Genomic DNA, 17,519 nt, shown 5'->3' on the forward strand with positions numbered 1-17,519 from the left:
TATTTACGGTGGCGTCATTCCATTTAAAAAGTAGAAAAGCTGCTCATAAAGCGGATCGCCCGATTGGTACAGGCTGACCATTGCCTGTTTGCGCCCGTTTTTGCCAAAAAACCAGCCGCCCGTGTACCAGGCGAGCGGCGAATCGTATTGGAACGGCCCGTAGCTTTGGCCTTGCCGATCTGTTCCGCCAGCAGCTCCGGCCCGCAAATATTCCAGCAGTCGCGCCCGTTTGTCCTGATCATAAGTCACGCCGAGGTCAAATTCGATTTCGACGCCCATTTGCTGGTCGTAGCTGGCAACCGCCGCCGCATCCAGACTTTTTTTCGGATTGAAGTAAGCATTGGGCTGCAAAAAGGCGAGGTCGAAGCCGAGCTGTGACCATTCGTTCCAGCCAGCGGCCTGCTGGTACGGAATCCAGATGCTGCGGAGCGGTTGCCCAGCCATTTTGCAACTGTGGATCGCCGCGTTGACAGCCTGAATCACCCGCCGATCGTCGTACTCTGGCCCTTGGAAGTACAAGCTTTCTTGAAGCCAGTAAAAACCTCTCAGGCATAGGCAATCTTGCCACGGCTTTGTCGCCCAGCGCTCAAGAAACAGACACATCCAGTCGACGACAGCCTGGATGCGGCACTCGTCGTCACCGAAAACTTGCGGATTCGGGTAAGGCAGCGCAATCCACACATTCGTGCGCGACAACGGCGAACAGCGCACCGCCTGGCACAAGGCATCCAGGTTCCGGTCGCACAAAAACAGCTCATCCATATAGCGCAGCCATTCGTTCCAGTTGGCGGGTGCCTTGTCATGTCGCGCCAAAAAGCGTCCTTCTCCCGACTGGTTCAAAATGCCGAGAGCCAAAAAGAGAAAATCGGTGAACATGACACCATCTGTCAGCCCGGTTGCCGGGTCCGTGTGAAACAGCAGAGGAAGAAAGTCGGTACACTCCCAAAACTGATAGTGCGGCGTTCCGTCCGTGCCGATGCTGTAGCCAGTATACGTGAGGAAAAGTTGATCGATCGGGCTGTTTCGCAGCGAAGGGTAGGGGGCCATGATGCAACACCTCTTTTTCCTCGGATTCATGGCGAAAAGAAACCTTCGCTAACACGTATGTACCTCCATTTGCGAAAAGAAGCTTCATTTTTTGGCGGGATGGGTGTGGCGACTGACGATGTCGTCTGTGATTACCGTCGGCATTATTTTGATCGCGTTTTGGGGATAGCCCGTATTTTAGCAGGAAAACAAGGGCGGATTCGCCAGCCAGCCAGGAAAAACGGCTGGCTATTTTTTTGCCAACCGGGGAAAGCTGATGCAGAAAGAAAAAAACGGGTAAGGATGATTTTCATGGAAGCGGCAAAAACGAGTCCGATTACCCACAGGCGGGCGAAAAAACGAAGGATTGTCACCCGGGCGCTCGCCATTGTGATCGGGGCGCTGATGGTTGCAGTCGGACTGGAAATTTTTCTCGTGCCGAACAATATTATCGACGGCGGCGTGACGGGTCTGTCGATCATGATGTCGCACCTGACCGGGATCAAGCTCGGGGTTTTCCTCTTTCTGCTCAACTTGCCGTTTTTGTTGATCGGCTACAAGCAGATCGGAAAAACGTTCGCGATCTCCACGCTGTTTGGCGTCGCGGTCATGTCGTTGGGCACGAATTTTTTGCACCATGTCCCAAGCCTGACCGACGACTTGCTGTTGTCTGCGGTGTTCGGCGGAATCATCATCGGGATTGGCGTCGGACTGGTGATTCGTGCAGGCGGTTCGCTGGATGGCACTGAAATCGTCGCCATTTTGCTGACGCGGAAAAGTCCTTTTTCGGTCGGCGAGGTCGTGATGTTTTTCAATATTTTTATTCTCGGCAGCGCAGGCTTCATTTTTGGCTGGGATCGGGCGATGTACTCGCTGATTGCCTACTACATCGCTTATAAAATGATTGACTTGACGATGGTCGGACTGGAGCAATCGAGGTCGGTCTGGATCATCAGCGACTTTCCTGACGAGATCGGCGATGCCTTGTCAGCCAGGCTGGGAAGAGGCATTACGTATTTGCGCGGCGAGGGCGGCTATTCCGGCGACGATAAAAAAGTCATTTTCTGTGTGATCACGCGACTGGAGGAAGCGAAGCTGAAGTCGATCGTCGAGGAGATCGACACTTCTGCCTTTCTCGCAATTGGACATATTCACGATGTATCAGGCGGACGGTTCAAGAAAAAGAACATTCACTAACAGCGGGAAGTGTTACGGCAAGCGAACAGCTTGCTTTTTTTGCGTGCAGATAAGAATTTACAAGATTCTTATCCAGTACAAGTGCAACTAAGGCTGCGCCAAAGGCTTGACGCAGCCACGTTTTCTAATGTGGCAAAAGGAAGTGCTCATTTTCTGAAAACTCGAAAAGCAGCAATTGATTTTTGGCAGACAGAAAATTATGATGGAGATAACAAAAATGAAACTGATGTTCCGAAATTCGGAACAAAATTCGCGACAAACGGGAGCTTTTTATGAACCAACACCAAAACAAGACGGTTGTGAAGTCGATGGAGCTGCTCCAATTGTTCATCGAGCACGAGCGACTTAGCCTGAATGAAATGATCGCGTACGCGCAAATGCCAAAAACGTCTGTTCACCGCATGGCAGGGTCACTGGAAGCGATGGGCTTTTTGCAGCGGGGAGAAGATGGCAAGTATGCGTTGGGGCTGCTGTTTTTGCAGTTCGGACAACTGGTGGCGGAGCGGCTGGATATTCGGCAGCTCGCTTTGCCCGTGATGAGTGTCCTGCGCGACGAGGTAGAGGAAGCAGTTCACCTGATCATGCGGGATGGCGACGAGGCGATCTATGTGGAAAAGCTCGATACTCCGCATCCGGTGCGCCTGTATACGAAGATCGGGAGACGGGCGCCTTTGTACGCGGGAGCGTGTTCGCGAATCATTCTTGCTTTTTTGGCGGAACAGGAGCGCGAACGCTATTTGCAAGAGGTGGATTTGCAGCCAATCGGTCGCGGGACGATTACGGACAAGGACGAGCTGCGCCGTCTGTTGGCTGAGTCTCGGGCCAAAGGGTTTACGATCAGCCATTCCGAGCTGGAAAACGATACGGTAGCGATTGCTGCACCGATTTTTGACCATCTCGGCCGGATTTGTGCGGGCATCAGTATTGCCGGGCCACAGGAGCGGTTCTCGCAGGCGCGGCTACCTGAACTGGTTGCTCACCTGACGAATGCGGCGGAGCGGATCTCGACGGCGCTTGGCTATCGGCGGGCAAACGGGAATGAGTAATCTACTTTTAGAAAAAAGGGAGAGAAGCGAAATGAAAACGATTTTGGTCACAGGATTTGACCCGTTTGGCGGGGAGGCGATCAATCCGGCCTGGGAGTCGGTGAAACGGCTGGCTGAGGTGGAAGCTGGGGAGTACCGCATCGTGGCAAGGCAGCTCCCGACGGTGTTCGGCAAATCGGTCGAACTGCTTTTGCAAGCGATCCGCGAGATTTCGCCCGATCTCGTTTTTTGCATCGGACAGGCTGGCGGACGTGCGGATATTAGCATCGAGCGGGTAGCGATCAACGTAGACGATGCGCGAATCCCGGACAACGCGGGCAAGCAGCCGATCGACACGCCAATCGTGGAAGACGGCCCTGTCGCCTATTGGTCGAGTTTGCCGATCAAAGCTATCGTCAAAGAAATGCGGGCAAAAGGGATACCTGCCTCCGTGTCGCAAACAGCGGGCACGTTTGTCTGCAATCATCTGTTTTACGGGCTGATGCACGCCTTGGACAAAGAATATCCGGCTGTTCGCGGAGGCTTTGTCCATATTCCGTATTTGCCTGAACAAGCGGCCAAGCATCCGGGGCAGCCGAGCATGTCGGTAGAGACGATTGTCAACGGTTTGCAGATTGCCATCGAAACGGCTGTGAATCACGAACGCGACATCGTGGAGGGCGGCGGACAAATCAGCTGACACCAAGATCGCGTGGCACAGCAGCGTAGCGACACAGATGGGCAGGAGGAGTGCAGAGTGGAGCGACTGGAGTTTTTTCCGCTCGGAGATGCAGGAATTGTTCTCAAGCTGGGGGATGTGATCGACGAACAGACGCGGCAAAAGATCATGGCGATCTCCGCGTATTTGGAGCAGCAGCCGCTGTCGGGAATGACCGAATACGTGCCTGGCTACACGACTGTGACGATTTATTACGACCCGCTCGCATGGCGCGATCCGCTTGGACAAGAGTTGGCGTACGATCGTTTCCAGGCAGCGCTCGAAAATCAGTTGCGCCAATTGTCTTTTTCCGCCGCATCGGAGCAACGGGTGGTGGACATCCCGGTCTGCTACGGCGGACAGTACGGCCCGGATTTGCAAGAAGTGTCCGAATACCACGGTTTGACGCAGGAAGAAGTCATCCAGATTCACAGCGGTCAAGCGTACATCGTGCACATGATCGGCTTCGCCCCCGGTTTCCCGTATTTGGGCGGGCTGGACAAGCGGATCGCCACTCCGCGCAGGTCGACGCCACGTACGGCGATTGCGCCGGGCAGCGTCGGGATCGGCGGGGCACAGACAGGCGTATACCCGCTGGAAAGTCCCGGCGGTTGGCAAATTATCGGTCGCACGCCAGAGCGTCTGTTTCGCCCGGAAGAGCATCCGCCCAGCTTGCTGCGCGCAGGTGATCGGGTGCGCTTCGTTCCGATTTCTGCGGCTGAGTATGAACAGAGAAAGCAGGTGGGGCGATGAGTGTCGAAGTCATCTCGCCAGGCTTGTTCACGACCGTACAAGATTTGGGCAGATACGGGTATCAGCGGCATGGCGTCCATGTCAACGGAGCGATGGACGCGCTGGCGCTGCGAGTGGCGAACCTGCTCGTCGGCAACGAGCCTGACGCAGCTGTTTTGGAGCTGACCATGAAAGGGCCAGCGCTGCGCTTTCACCAGGATGTGCTCGTGGCGGTATGCGGGGCGGACATGCAGCCTGTTTTAGATGAGCGCCGTCTTCGCCGCAATCGCCCAGTCTTGGTCCAAAGCGGCAGTGTCCTCCGCTTCGGGCATGCGAGAGAAGGCTGCCGCGCCTATCTCGCCATCGCAGGCGGCTTTGACGTGCCGCTCGTGATGAACAGCCGAAGCACGAACGTGCGGGCCAAATTTGGCGGGGCATGGGGCAGAGCGCTTGCGGAAACAGACAGGCTGTCCCTGGGAAAGCCGGGAAAAAAGAATGTACGGCTTGCCCGGCAACTGCAAGACCGGAGCGTGAACAGAGCCGATTCCTTTTGCGAGGCCGACTGGTTTGTCCCACAATCATTTTTCCCTTATCCACAGCAAAAAGACGCGGTCGTACGGGTCATGCCCGGGGCCGAGAGCGAGCTGTTCACCGCGCAAAGCCGCCGCGATTTTTGGACAACGCCCTATCAAATCAGCGTGCAGTCAGACCGGATGGGATATCGGCTGCACGGGCCAGAGCTTGCGCTGAACGAACCTGTCGAGCTGATCTCTTCCGCTGTGTCTGCCGGAACGATCCAAGTTCCGCCGAGTGGAATGCCGATCGTATTGCTGGCAGATCGGCAAACGGTAGGCGGCTATCCGAAAATCGGCCATGTGGCGACTGTCGATTTGCCCATCCTGGCCCAGCTGCGTCCACATGATCGGGTACAGTTTCAACAAGTGACCTTGCGCGCTGCCCAGCAGGCATGGTACGAGCAGGAAAAGGCGCTCGCAGAACTCGAAACGGGAATTGAGCTTTACTTGGGAGGGAGGAGCAAACGATGAAGACTGTCGATTTGAACTGCGACATGGGGGAAAGCTTCGGCGTGTATCGCCTGGGCAATGATCAGGCGATTTTGCCGTATATCAGTTCAGCGAATATCGCTTGCGGCCTGCATGCGGGCGATCCGGCGACGATGCGAAAAACAGTGAAGCTGGCTCTGGAAAACGAAGTGGCAATCGGCGCCCATCCTGGCCTGGCCGATCTGGTTGGGTTCGGTCGTCGCAATCTGGATATCTCCGCGCAGGACGCCTACGAGCTGACGGTCTACCAGATCGGTGCGCTGCAAGCTTTTGTCCAGGCAGAAGGCGGCACGATGCAGCACGTCAAGCCGCACGGAGCCTTGTACAACATGGCAGCAACGCGCCCGGCCCTGGCGGAAGCGATAGCGGAAGCAGTGTTCAAGGTTAACCCGGAGCTGGTGCTGTTTGGGCTGGCCGGGAGCGAATTGACACGGGCAGCGGAAAAAATCGGGCTACGCGCCGCCCATGAGGTGTTTGCCGACCGGACGTATCAGGCAGACGGGACATTGACGCCCCGCACAGAGCCAAACGCCCTGATCACGGACGATCAGGCAGCCGTGCGGCAGGTCGTGCGGATGGTGACAGAAGGAGTCGTGCAATCTGTGCAAGGCGCAGATGTGTCGATACGGGCTGATACGATTTGCATTCATGGAGACGGTGCCCACGCTCTGGAGTTTGCCCAGTGCATTCGTCAGGCGCTTGCCGCCGCGCATATTTCCATCCGTCCCGTGCGCTCGTAAGCAGATGAGCTAGATCAAAACGGGTCAGCCTCCGGAAAAGGCGCACAGGCAACTGGCAGGATGAAACCGGAGTGAATGGGGAACAATCAGAGGAAAAGCTGGTGGAGGGAGAGGACGACCATCGTACAGATGAACTGCGATACATCCTCCTTGAAAGCGGAGCTGAAGCAGGAATTGACCAGCATCCTCGCGGTTATGCAGCAAAGCTTGCTCGCTCTCGATCAAGCGGAAGGCTGCTTGCTGGGCACTTTTGACGAGATTCGCAGCAGATTCAGCCGACTGGAGACGACAGCGGCTTCCTTTTATTTGCAATGCTATCTCGCTCCGTATTCGTCTACATATACCGACTTGTCTTTGGCTGTTTCGCATTTGGCGCAAAAGCGTCAAGGTGCCCTGGTCGTCATGGAGCGGGAAGATTCCGTAGCTCCCTTTTTGCAGGCGGGCATCCCGATTGGGGCCGTGTTGAGCCATTCCTTGCTCGAATCGATCTTTTTTCCGGGCAGTCCGCTGCACGATGGGGCGGTGTACATTCGCGGAGATCAGATTGTCTCGGCTGCCAACGTCCTGCCGCTGTCGCAGATTACCGTCGGGGAAAAGAAACTGGGAACGAGGCACCGCGCGGCATTGGGACTCAGCGAGCAATGCGACGCGCTGATCATCGTCGTCTCCGAGGAGACAGGCAAAGCATCGTTTGCCTTGCAAGGCAGGCTTTACCCGATCATTACCCATATGTAGCAGGAACGAAAAAGAGGACCGGGGCACCTGAAAAGGGCGCGCGGTCCTCTTGCGCATGCGCTGGAACGGTTCCGTGAATCCGGCAAACCGCTTTGCCGTTTTGCTTGCCGCTTGCTTATGCCCAGTTTCCGTTGCGGAATACAGGCTCGCGGACACCGTCAGCTGTTTCGCCATCGATGTTCATCTGCTCGGAGCCAACCATGAAATCGACGTGCACCAGGCTCGTATTGATGCCGTGTGCCGCCAATTGCTCCTGGCTCATGTCTGCACCGCCCTCGATGTTAACCGAGTAAGCGCTGCCAATCGCCAGGTGATTTGAGGCATTTTCGTCAAACAGCGTGTTGTAAAAAATGATGTTGGACAAAGAGATCGGAGACTGGTGGGGAACCAGCGCGACTTCTCCGAGATAGTGCGAGCCTTCGTCCGTTGCGACGAGCTGCTTCAGCGCTTCTTCGCCTTTTTCGGCAGTGACCGAAACGATTTTTCCCTGCTCAAACGTCAAGCTGAAATTCTCGATGATGTTTCCTTGATAACTGAGCGGCTTCGTGCTGCGGACGGTTCCGTTCACGCCGTCTCTTTTCGGAGCGGTGAACACTTCTTCGGTAGGCATGTTCGCCATGAAGGAAACGCCTTTTTCGTTCACGCTGCCCCCTCCGATCCAGACGTGGCGGTCAGGAAGCTCGATCGTCAATTGGGTCCCTGGCGCTTCGTAGTGGAGGTAACGATACTGCTTCGCGTTCAAATACGCGACTTTGCTGTTGAGCGTAGCATGGTGGTCGTGCCAAGCCTGAACCGGATCAGCCGCGTCTGTGCGAGTCGCTTTGAAGATCGCGTCCCACAGAGCGGGGACTTGCTCGTCCGCTGGCAAGTCAGGAAACACGGTAGCGGCCCATGCCTCGGATGGAACGGCGAGCACGCACCAGCTTACTTTGTCTGACATCGTGTAGCTGCGGAACGTCTGCAAGGCTTGTCCGGCTGCCTTGTTCGCGCTGGAGATTCGCTCAAGCTTCACGCCTTTGAGCAAGTCAGGGTTGGTGGAGGAAACGTACAAGAAGGCAGCGCCGTTTTTCGCCAGTTCCTCCATGCCTTGCGCTTTCCACTGCGGATACTCGGCAAAAGCTTCATCGGGTGCCAGATCGTATTTCATGCGGGTCAATTCGTCGTCGGTCCATTCGATATGTACGTGTTTTGCTCCCGCTTCGTACGCTTTGCGCGCTACTTTGCGCACAAACGGAGCGGAGGAGAGCGGTGCGCTAACAACAAGGGTCTGCATCGGCTGTACGTTGACGCCGACTTTTACAGCGAGATCGGCATAGCGATCAAACATCACTTCAAAAGACATAAGAAAACCTCCCTTTCCTTGGCGATAAATTCTTTTCTATTATACCTGGGAATTTGGAATGGCTTGCTAGTTATTTTCGAAAGAATTTCCTCGGAAAGCGCAGGAAAAGACAGATTACGGCGGATTTCGCGTGCAAAGCGGACTTGTATATTTTCGCGAATTGGAGGAAAATTCAAATAGAATCAAACTTGAATAATCAAAAACATTTTACTGAGGGAATGACAAGGAGGCAGACAGAGTGAAAACGAGACTCATGCGTGACCAGGTGGCCGTAGAACATACGTGGAACCTGGACGATTTATTTGCCAGCCAAGAAGCATGGGAGCAGGAGCTTGACGAGATTGTCAATCAGCTGCCGATTGTCACCGCATTCCAAGGACAGCTACATACAGGAGCAGAGACATTGCTCGCATGTCTGGAAGCAAAAGAAGCAATGGAGGTGCGGGCGAATCTGGTGGCGACATACGCCCGCCTGCGTTCCTCCGAAGATGGCACCAATCCGCTCAATCAGGCAAATTCTGCGCGGGTGGGCGATGTCGTGTCGACGCTGAACGCAGCGCTTTCGTTTGTGCCTTCCGAAATTTTGGCGCTGCCAGATGGCACGATTGAGAAATACCTGCAAGAAGAGCCGGGACTTGCGCCTTTTGCCAGAAGTCTTTCCGACTTGCTGGAAACGAAGCCGTATCGACTGTCTGCGGATACGGAGTCTGCCATTGCCGCACTCGGTGAAGTGTTTGCAGCGCCTTACACGATTTATCAACGCGGGAAGCTGTCCGACATGTCCTTCGCGCCTGTCAAAGATGGGGCGGGGGCAGAACGTCCGGTTTCGTTTGCTTTGTTTGAAGCGGACTATGAAATGTCTTCCGATACGACATTGCGCCGCGCTGCCTACGAATCTTTTTCGAAAACGTTGGCGGCTTATCAAAACTCGTTCGCTGCCGTCTATGCCACAGAGGTGAAGAAGCAGACCGTCCTGTCCAGATTGCGCGGCTTCGACAGCGTCACCGACATGCTGCTGCATCCTCAACAAGTATCGCTCGAACTGTACCACAACATTCTCGATATTATCGGAACAGAGCTGGCTCCGCACATGCGCCGCTACGCCAAGCTCAAAGCGCGAGAGCTGGGACTGGAAAAGCTGACGTTTTGCGATTTGAAAGCGCCGCTCGATCCTGAATTTAGCCCGCCGATTACGATTGAGGAAGCGGGTCGCCTGATCAAGTCCGCTTTGCAGGTGATGGGACCGGAATACGCAGAGATCATGGACAAAGCGCTGTCCGAGCGCTGGATCGATTACGTCGACAACGTGGGCAAATCGACAGGGGCTTTCTGCTCGACGCCGTACAGCAATCATTCCTATATTCTGATCACCTGGTCGGGCAACATGCGCAGCGCCTTCACACTGGCTCATGAGCTGGGACATTGCGGTCACTTCACGTTGGCTACCCGTGAGCAAAGCTATACCAACTCGCGTCCGTCCTTGTACTTTATCGAGGCACCGTCCACGATCAACGAGCTGCTGCTCGCCCAGCACATCATGGAGCAGTCTGACGATCCGCGCCTCAAGCGCTGGGTCATTTTGCAGCTGATGAACACGTACTACCACAACTTCGTGACGCATCTGCTGGAAGGCCGCATGCAGCGCAAAGTGTACGAAGCCGCGCAAAACGACGTGCCGTTGACAGCGAAAAAGCTGTCGGAGTGGAAAGGGCAAGTGCTGGCAGAGTTCTGGGGAGACGCCGTGGAGCTTGACGAGGCAGCCAGCCTGACCTGGATGCGCCAGCCGCACTACTACATGGGATTGTATCCGTACACGTATGCGGCGGGATTGACCGCTTCCACTGCGATGGCGGCAAGCATTAAAGCGGAAGGGCAACCAGCTGTCGACCGTTGGCTTTCTGTTTTGAAAGCAGGGGGCACGCTGAAGCCGCTGGAGCTGATGAAAAAAGCAGGCGTAGATATGTCAGAGCCGCAGCCGATCCGCGATGCCGTGGCGTATGTCGGCAGTCTCGTAGACGAGCTGGAAAGACTGTTTGAAAAATAACGAGTTGCCCAAAGCTTAGCTGAACAGGAAAAAAGGCTTGTGATGACGAAAGCATCACGAGCCTTTTTCGACTTTTGGATGAAAGAGAACAGGAGAACGGGAAATGACCGAATTTACGAAGCGCGCCATTCAGATTATCGCCAGCATTCCAGCAGGCACTGTCATGACGTACGGACAGATCGCCGCATTGGCCGGGAGTCCGCGGGGAGCCAGACAAATCGTGCGGATACTCCACTCCATGTCGCAAAAGCACAAGCTCCCGTGGCACCGGGTCATCAATGCCAAAGGAAAAATCGGGTTGCAAGACTTCGATTCCATGACGCTGCAAAAAATGTTGCTGGAAGGCGAAGGCGTAACGGTGTCCAAGACGGGCGACATCGATCTGGAACGGTTTCAACACCACCCTGAACCTGGACTGGCTCGATTTCCTGATTAGTAGCCGACTTCCACCGAAGCGATCACGACGTACGCCAGATCGTTTTTGTCTTCCTTTTCCGCAATGACGACGCCACTGCTCGTCAGCATGCCGCCGTCCACGACTTCAAACGACACTTCTCCGTAAGGCAGCTCCGCCCGCACGGTATCAAGATCGAGCTTGTCGCGGTCGGCAGGCACAGCGAGACGCACGTTGACTTTCATTTTGTGAATATCATTTCCGGGCAGCACAGAGCGCAGACCCGGCATCGAGTTGTGATGGATGGCGTTTTGGACAGCGCGAACGGCTGCTTTGGTGACGTTTTGTCCATGGAGATCGATCCCCATGCCGATTTCGATAAACATGACTTTGTCCATTGTCGCATTCACTCCTACTATTTTCCTTCGTCGTTTCTCTCCCATCTTACCACGAATCGCGATTTTTTCCTGCCTGACGTATTGTGTTTATCCATGACTCGTGTCATCATTACACTTTGGCATCATTGCTCGACGATTCTTGGTTCATAATGGAGGCAGGTTTGAAGTGGAACGGTATCCTTTTGCCTACGATCCCGCCCAGCCGTTTATCTCGCAAGTAAGTGACTGGGTAGCGGACGTGTTTTACGATATTTTGCCTGAGGCTGGCTTCGAAGTGCGCGACGAGCAGATTTACATGGCTTTTCAGCTGGAGCGGGCCTTCCAGGAGAAACAGACGATTTTTGCTGAAGCAGGCGTGGGCACGGGAAAAACGCTCGCTTATTTGCTGTACGCCATCTGCTATGCGCGTTATACGAGAAAGCCGGCGATTATCGCCTGTGCCAACGAGTCGTTGATCGAACAGCTGGTGAAGCCGGAAGGAGATATCGCCAAGCTGGCCAAGCATCTCGACTTGACCATTGACGCGAGGCTCGGCAAGTCGCCAGACCAGTACATTTGCTTGCGCAAGCTGGACGAGGCGCGTTACAAGCTGGACAGCGACGAAGTGTTTATGCACATTTACGAGGAGCTGCCATCGTTTGTCCACAAGCATGAAGCGCTTCAATCGTTTACTCCATACGGCGACCGCAGCGCCTACTCCGCACTGAACGACCAGCAGTGGTCGCAAATGAACTGGGATGCTTTCCAGGACTGTTTTGTCTGCGACAGACAGCATCGGTGCGGACAGACCTTGTCGCGCAACCATTACCGCCAGTCTGCCGATCTGATCATTTGCTCGCACGATTTTTACATGGAGCATGTCTGGACGTATGAGGCGCGAAAGCGGGGAGGGCAACTGCCGCTTTTGCCTAATCACAGCTCTGTCATCTTCGACGAAGGGCATCTGCTGGAGCCTGCGGCGCAAAAGGCGTTGACCTACAAGCTGAATCATTCCGTTTTTGAAGAAATCATTACGCGCCTGCTGCAAGGCGAAATCAGGGAGTCGCTGGCCGTAGCGATTGAAGAAGCGATTATCCAGAGCGAAGATTTGTTTTTGCGACTGAACGCCGAAAGCAAGCCGGTTGCCGGTTCGACGCGCAAGGAGATCTCCTTCCATCCGCAGCTGATTGCCTCGATCCACCGTTTTACGAGCCTGATTGCTTCGATTGAAGAGGAGCTGGCGCTGGAGAGCGGCCTGTATTCTTTGGACGAGTTCCAATTGCGGATTGTGGAAGAGCATCTGGAAATGATGCAGCTGGCTCTCGGCTTGTTCCAGAAGCCTGATCACGTCATTTCCTGGATGAGCGAAGAATGGACGGGCCCTACGTTGGTCGTCATGCCGAAAATGGTGCAGGAAGTTTTGCGGGAACGCGTTTTCGCGCAAAACATGCCGATTATTTTCTCTTCCGCGACCTTGTCGGTAGAAGGCTCGTTTGACTACATCGCGGACAGTCTCGGCATCGAAGACTATTTGTCGTTCTCCGTCGCTTCGCCTTACGAATATGCGGAGCAGATGGAAGCTTTCGTGCCGCCGTTGTCCTGTACGCAGCCGTTTGCGGAAAAAATGGATTTGGCTGTGTCGCTGCTGCAAAAAACGGGCGGTCGTGCGCTGCTGCTGTTTTCGTCGATGGAGGAAATGCAGGAGTTCAAAGCGGCTGTGGGAGCTTACCCGGAGTGCGCCTCCATGCGTTTCTGGTACGAAGGCGATGCGGAAATCAGCCACCTGATCTCCTGTTTTCAGAACGACGAGGAGAGCATCCTGTGCGCCGTGACGTTGTGGGAAGGGCTGGATGTGCCGGGGCCGTCGCTGTCCAACGTGATCATCTGGTCGCTGCCGTTTCCTCCGAACGATCCGGTGTTTGCCGCCAAGCGGAAAAGCGCGGCGTCGCCGTTCGCCGAGGTCGATTTGCCATACATGCTGCTGCGTCTGCGCCAAGGGATTGGCCGTCTGATTCGGACGCGCGAGGACAGCGGCATCGTCTCGATTTTAAGCCCGGAGCTGTGGAACGACGAGCAGCTGCGAAAACATGTGCAGAGCGTCTTTCCCGCCGGGGTCGAGTGGCGTGATGCCTGGGCAAGCGAATTGGTGTAGACGTGTGCAGGAGACGGGAACGGGAGCATGCACGCCGTTCTTCTGTTGTGGAAAAAAGGAAAGCAAAAAAGAGGCAGGAGCCAAGGCGGCGTCCTGCTTCTTTTTTATTCCGGCATGTTGCCGACAGTCGGATCGACGGTGAAATCGCGCTGAAAGCCTGCGTACTTGACTTCGGACACCATGCCTTTTGCCGCGTGCCCCAGATCGTGACAGTGGAACATCCACTCGCCCGGATTGTCGGCTGCAAAAGCGACGACATAAGACTCGCCGGGCTGCACGTTCAACGTATCTTTCCGCAGCGGCGAGCCGGAAATAGGCTTGCCGTTTTTGCTCAACACCTGGAAAAAGTGTCCGTGCAAATGCATCGGGTGCACATCCTCCGGCGAGTTATTGACGAGTGTGACTTTGATCAGATCGCCTTTTTGCACATCGAGGGGAGGGACGTTCGGAAACGTTTGCCCATTGATCGTAAACGCCATTTGTCCATCGCGCGTGTCCGTGTTCAAATCCATCCGGTACGTCACGTCATAGGCTTGATCGAGTGAAAAGCTGCTTTTCGCTGCCTCGCCATAAGTCGTGATGTCGACGACAGGCAGGGGGTTCGCCGATTCGGCTTGGCGTTGCGCGTGCTCCTGACCTTCGTAGACGATGGGAACGGCCAACGATTTGGCTCCGGGATTGCTGCTCTTTTCTTCCAGCAGCCACGCTCCCGGCTGGTTTGCGACAAATTCGAGGTCGTATCGTTCGCCAGGGGCGATGTTGAGCAGCTGATCTTTGACAAGCGGCGGATTGTGCAGCGGTTGCCCATCTGTGGAGACGATCTTGAACGCATGTCCTTGCAAATTCAGCTTGTGGGACAAATACCCGGCATTGATCAGGCGGATGCGCACCTTTTCCCCTTCCTTCACCCGCAGGGGCGCAATCGCCGAACCTGTCTTGCCATTGACGGAAAAGATCGTGTACATGAGCGGCATCATTTTCGCATCACTCATGCCATTCATATCCGGCATGTCGTGGCCGCTTCCGGCCGAGGTGCCCGGCGAAGCGGGAGTAGTCCCGTGATTCATGCCTGCCATCGCGCCTGATCCTCCGTGCATCTCTGCCATGCTGTCGTCCTGCATCCACTCGTCCAGGACGAGCGTAAAGTCTTTGTCCACTGGGGCGGACGTTTTCGGTTCGACGACGAGCGAGCCGTACAGTCCTTTGTCTACTTGCTTCGAGCTGTTCTGGTGCGAGTGGTACCAGTACGTGCCTGCGACATCGGCTGTGAAGCGGTACGTAAAGCTTTCGTTTGGCTTTACCGCATTTTGCGTAACGCCGGGGATGCCGTCCATGTTGTTGGGTACGGGCAGTCCGTGCCAGTGGATCGTCACAGGCTCCGGCAGTTCATTTTTCAGTGTGACGGAAACGGTTTCGCCTTGCTTGACGCGCAGCTGCGGGCCTGGAACAGTTCCGTTGTACGTCCAAGCCGTTTTCATCGTCTGGTCATCGAGATGCAGCATGCTTTCTTTTGCCGTCAAAGTGAACGCATTGCCAGTCAGCACCTGCATGGGACTGTCGCTTGCCGCTGCCATCGGCTGGGTCACAGGGGCGGTTGCCTGCGTGTTGTCCTGGGTAGCCGCCATATTGTGTCCGGCATGCTCTGTAGTGGAAGCTTGGTCCGGCGAGCAAGCGGCGAGAAGTACCAGACCGCCAAGCAACACGGGAAAAACGCTGCTTCGCAACATAGATTGATTCATGGATTTCTGCATCCTCCTCATAATGTTTTTCGAAAAAAGCGTAGCAAAGGAATGTGGAGAAACCATGAAGGCACGGCAACAGGAAGCAGCAGAGCAAGCGTCAAGCACGCAAAAAGCCGATCTTCCCGCAACAGGAAAATCGGCTTGAAAAGGGTAACGGCTAGTTGCTACATCTGTCTGTGTGGTTTAACGATTTTTGGGAGCGGCAAGTTTTTGGCTGACCAGCGACATGAGCAGTGCCAACGCGAAAAAGTACAGCGGCATCGTGACGAGCGAGCCGTTGTGCAAGTAGCTCATGCCAGTCGTAATCAGGCTGACCAGCACGTAGTAGCCTAGCCCCAAAATCGCGCCAGCCGTTCCGAGCACCGCGCCGTAGTCGACGAGCGCGAGACTCAGGCAATTGGGAATGGCGATGCCGATTCCAAGCAGCAGCATAAAAATCGCCGCGAGCATGAGGCACAGCGAGAGCGGATTCGGCTCCACGCCAGCCAAAGTCAAAACAGTCAAGCATGCTGCACCGCCTGTCGCCACCAAAGAACCGATCAAAATGATCTTTTCCGCAGCAAACCGGGGCAGCCATTTTTTCGCTAACATGGCTCCGCAGATCGAGGACAGGGCGACAAGCACGCCCAAAAACCCGAACCAGCCTGGTGTCATCTGAAAAAATTCAATGAAGATGAACGGGGCTTCGGCATAATAACTGAACAAAATGCCGTTCGTCGCCCCGATCAAAAAGGCAAAGGCCCAAATTCTCCGGTCCGCAAGCATCTGCTTGAAAACGGTACGAACAGTTGCCTTGACCGGGGACGCCACCCTTGTTTCAGGCAGCGAGAAAAAGGTCGCGAAGAACAGCCCGACACTCATCAAGACGAGCGTAAAAAATACCGCCGAAAACCCGAACCATTGGTCGACCCAGCCCCCGATCAACGGTCCGATAGCAGGGGTAAAAGCGAGCGCGGCGGAAATTTGCGCAAAAGCGGCATGCCGTCTGGGACCGTCCATGCACTCCCGCAAGATCGTCTGTGTGACCACAGAACCTGTACTTGCGCCGAAAGCTTGCACAAAACGGCTAACGAGCAGCCACTCGACCGAAGCGGACAAATAGCAGCCAAGGCTGCCCAATCCATAGACGACGATTCCCCAGAGCATGGCCGGGCGGCGTCCGATGGCGTCAGAGAGCCTGCCCCAGCAAAACACACCGAAGGCGAAACCGAGAAAATATATACTGAGCGTCAGTTGAACCGTGCTGTTGCCAACGTGAAGCTGTCTGGCGAGATCCGGCAGCGACGGCGTGTAGATCGTCTCGCTGATTTGCGGAAAACCGACGAGCAAAATGAGCAAAAACAGTGACGGTGTTGAGATTTTGGTATGCAAAATACTTCCCCCTATTCGTTGAAAAATCTCAAACGGTCAGAGGGAAATTACGGGATCGGGGGTTTGCACTTCGTCAGTTGTGAGAATGCCATCATTTGATTTCACCAATCTTTTTTCATAGGGGAAGTTTTGTTAGCGCTGATTATAGCAAAAAACATCCTGGCGGAACTAGCAGAATGCGATCAGGAAGCGTTCTGGCCAAAAACATATGACACTTCTGTTACGATCTGAGTGAAATTGGCAAATCAAGGGGCGATCAATGTTATAATGGAGTATCCTTTATGCAAAAATGAAAGAAAAGTAGATTGGTACAGGGATGGTGTTCACTTTTGGGTAACGTGGATTTTGCGAGCCTGCCTTGGAATGTGTTTTGGGTCGGGATTTCCTATTTTTTGGTAACGGGTGTGTTTTTCTGTGTAGGCTTTATGCGTTTGCTCTCCCAACGGGTGCGCAGCGGCATCGTCTGTATGGCCATTGCCGTCATTAGTGGGGGATTTTTCCTGAACTATTTGTTTACTCATCACATTTAATAGACGATCCCATGCGGGCCTGATATGTAGCGGACATCCTTTTTTGATATCCAGGACAAAAGTAGAGCTGACGGTGGAAATTCCCCGTCGGCTTTTTTTGTCTGCAAACGGGAAGAGGAAGCTTTCCGCCTGTCTTTTGCCGCGTTTTTCTGCCCGGAAAAAATCGGGAAGGAATGTAAACAATTTGTAACGCGTTTTTACTGTTTTGCGTCTTATAATCAGGTTACAAGAAGTTGCCGGACACGACGCAAGACGACAGAAAAACATGACCGGGCAATTTTTTTAGGTCGATCAGAAGGAAGCCCATTTCCAGTCGGCCAAAAGGCAGGC

16 protein-coding genes are annotated in these 17,519 nt (G+C 54.6%); 10 read left to right on the forward strand and 6 right to left on the reverse strand.

Annotation, left to right across the window (positions count from 1 at the left end):
* Window positions 1–3 precede the first annotated feature (3 nt).
* Window positions 4–1,047, reverse strand: coding sequence for a DUF4855 domain-containing protein (locus M2298_RS06705; protein WP_173595894.1), 1,044 nt, complete (start codon window positions 1,045–1,047; stop codon window positions 4–6).
* Window positions 1,048–1,338: 291 nt separating this feature from the next.
* On the opposite strand from M2298_RS06705, the gene M2298_RS06710 reads away from it, so the two are divergent.
* The 7 genes from M2298_RS06710 (at window position 1,339) to cdaS (ending at window position 7,237) form a co-directional block, all read left to right on the forward strand.
* A complete protein-coding gene (locus M2298_RS06710; RefSeq protein WP_122963648.1) occupies window positions 1,339–2,223 on the forward strand; it encodes a YitT family protein in 885 nt (294 codons plus the stop codon).
* Between the two features lie 272 nt (window positions 2,224–2,495).
* Window positions 2,496–3,269 (forward strand): IclR family transcriptional regulator, encoded by a 774-nt coding sequence (locus M2298_RS06715; protein ID WP_173595896.1) that lies wholly within the window; start codon window positions 2,496–2,498, stop codon window positions 3,267–3,269.
* Window positions 3,270–3,300: 31 nt separating this feature from the next.
* Window positions 3,301–3,948 (forward strand): pyroglutamyl-peptidase I, encoded by a 648-nt coding sequence (gene pcp / locus M2298_RS06720; RefSeq protein WP_173595897.1) that lies wholly within the window; start codon window positions 3,301–3,303, stop codon window positions 3,946–3,948.
* Window positions 3,949–4,005: 57 nt separating this feature from the next.
* Window positions 4,006–4,719 (forward strand): 5-oxoprolinase subunit PxpB, encoded by a 714-nt coding sequence (pxpB, locus tag M2298_RS06725; RefSeq protein ID WP_122963402.1) that lies wholly within the window; start codon window positions 4,006–4,008, stop codon window positions 4,717–4,719.
* Window positions 4,716–5,744: a 5-oxoprolinase subunit C family protein gene (locus tag M2298_RS06730; protein ID WP_122963401.1), complete on the forward strand. Its 1,029-nt coding sequence runs from the start codon at window positions 4,716–4,718 to the stop codon at window positions 5,742–5,744. The genes pxpB and M2298_RS06730 overlap by 4 nt, the downstream gene beginning before the upstream one ends.
* Entirely contained in the window at window positions 5,741–6,502 is a 762-nt protein-coding gene (locus M2298_RS06735) for a LamB/YcsF family protein (RefSeq protein ID WP_122963400.1), read from the forward strand. Before M2298_RS06730 ends, M2298_RS06735 begins: the two co-directional genes overlap by 4 nt.
* A 75-nt stretch (window positions 6,503–6,577) precedes the next feature.
* Complete coding sequence (gene cdaS / locus M2298_RS06740) at window positions 6,578–7,237, forward strand: sporulation-specific diadenylate cyclase CdaS (protein WP_122963399.1); 660 nt, start codon at window positions 6,578–6,580, stop codon at window positions 7,235–7,237.
* Between the two features lie 115 nt (window positions 7,238–7,352).
* Here cdaS and M2298_RS06745 read toward each other — a convergent pair whose 3' ends face one another.
* Window positions 7,353–8,579, reverse strand: a complete 1,227-nt coding sequence (locus tag M2298_RS06745; protein WP_173595898.1) for an aminopeptidase — start codon at window positions 8,577–8,579, stop codon at window positions 7,353–7,355.
* Window positions 8,580–8,817: 238 nt separating this feature from the next.
* On the opposite strand from M2298_RS06745, the gene pepF reads away from it, so the two are divergent.
* On the forward strand, window positions 8,818–10,623 hold the full coding sequence (gene pepF / locus M2298_RS06750; RefSeq protein ID WP_173595899.1) for an oligoendopeptidase F: 1,806 nt from the start codon (window positions 8,818–8,820) through the stop codon (window positions 10,621–10,623).
* 103 nt (window positions 10,624–10,726) lie between these two features.
* On the forward strand, window positions 10,727–11,059 hold the full coding sequence (locus tag M2298_RS06755) for an MGMT family protein (RefSeq protein ID WP_122963396.1): 333 nt from the start codon (window positions 10,727–10,729) through the stop codon (window positions 11,057–11,059).
* Here the strand turns inward: M2298_RS06755 and M2298_RS06760 are convergent.
* The gene (locus tag M2298_RS06760) at window positions 11,056–11,415 is read right to left on the reverse strand and encodes a Lin0512 family protein (RefSeq protein ID WP_122963395.1); all 360 of its coding nucleotides are present in this window, start codon (window positions 11,413–11,415) and stop codon (window positions 11,056–11,058) included. The genes M2298_RS06755 and M2298_RS06760 overlap by 4 nt on opposite strands.
* 166 nt (window positions 11,416–11,581) lie before the next feature.
* On the opposite strand from M2298_RS06760, the gene M2298_RS06765 reads away from it, so the two are divergent.
* Complete coding sequence (locus M2298_RS06765) at window positions 11,582–13,546, forward strand: ATP-dependent DNA helicase (RefSeq protein ID WP_173595900.1); 1,965 nt, start codon at window positions 11,582–11,584, stop codon at window positions 13,544–13,546.
* 104 nt (window positions 13,547–13,650) lie between these two features.
* Here M2298_RS06765 and M2298_RS06770 read toward each other — a convergent pair whose 3' ends face one another.
* From M2298_RS06770 to M2298_RS06780, 3 genes are all read right to left on the reverse strand, one after another.
* Window positions 13,651–15,285 carry a multicopper oxidase family protein gene (locus tag M2298_RS06770; RefSeq protein ID WP_280648352.1) on the reverse strand — a complete coding sequence of 545 codons (1,635 nt, stop codon included), beginning with the start codon at window positions 15,283–15,285 and terminating at the stop codon, window positions 13,651–13,653.
* 186 nt (window positions 15,286–15,471) lie between these two features.
* Complete coding sequence (locus tag M2298_RS06775; RefSeq protein ID WP_173595902.1) at window positions 15,472–16,659, reverse strand: multidrug effflux MFS transporter; 1,188 nt, start codon at window positions 16,657–16,659, stop codon at window positions 15,472–15,474.
* A gap of 323 nt (window positions 16,660–16,982) precedes the next feature.
* Window positions 16,983–17,372, reverse strand: a complete 390-nt coding sequence (locus tag M2298_RS06780; RefSeq protein ID WP_173595903.1) for a hypothetical protein — start codon at window positions 17,370–17,372, stop codon at window positions 16,983–16,985.
* Between the last annotated feature and the right edge of the window lie 147 nt (window positions 17,373–17,519).

This window comes from Brevibacillus sp. 1238, assembly GCF_029892995.1.
In the GTDB taxonomy this organism is placed as follows: domain Bacteria; phylum Bacillota; class Bacilli; order Brevibacillales; family Brevibacillaceae; genus Brevibacillus; species Brevibacillus parabrevis.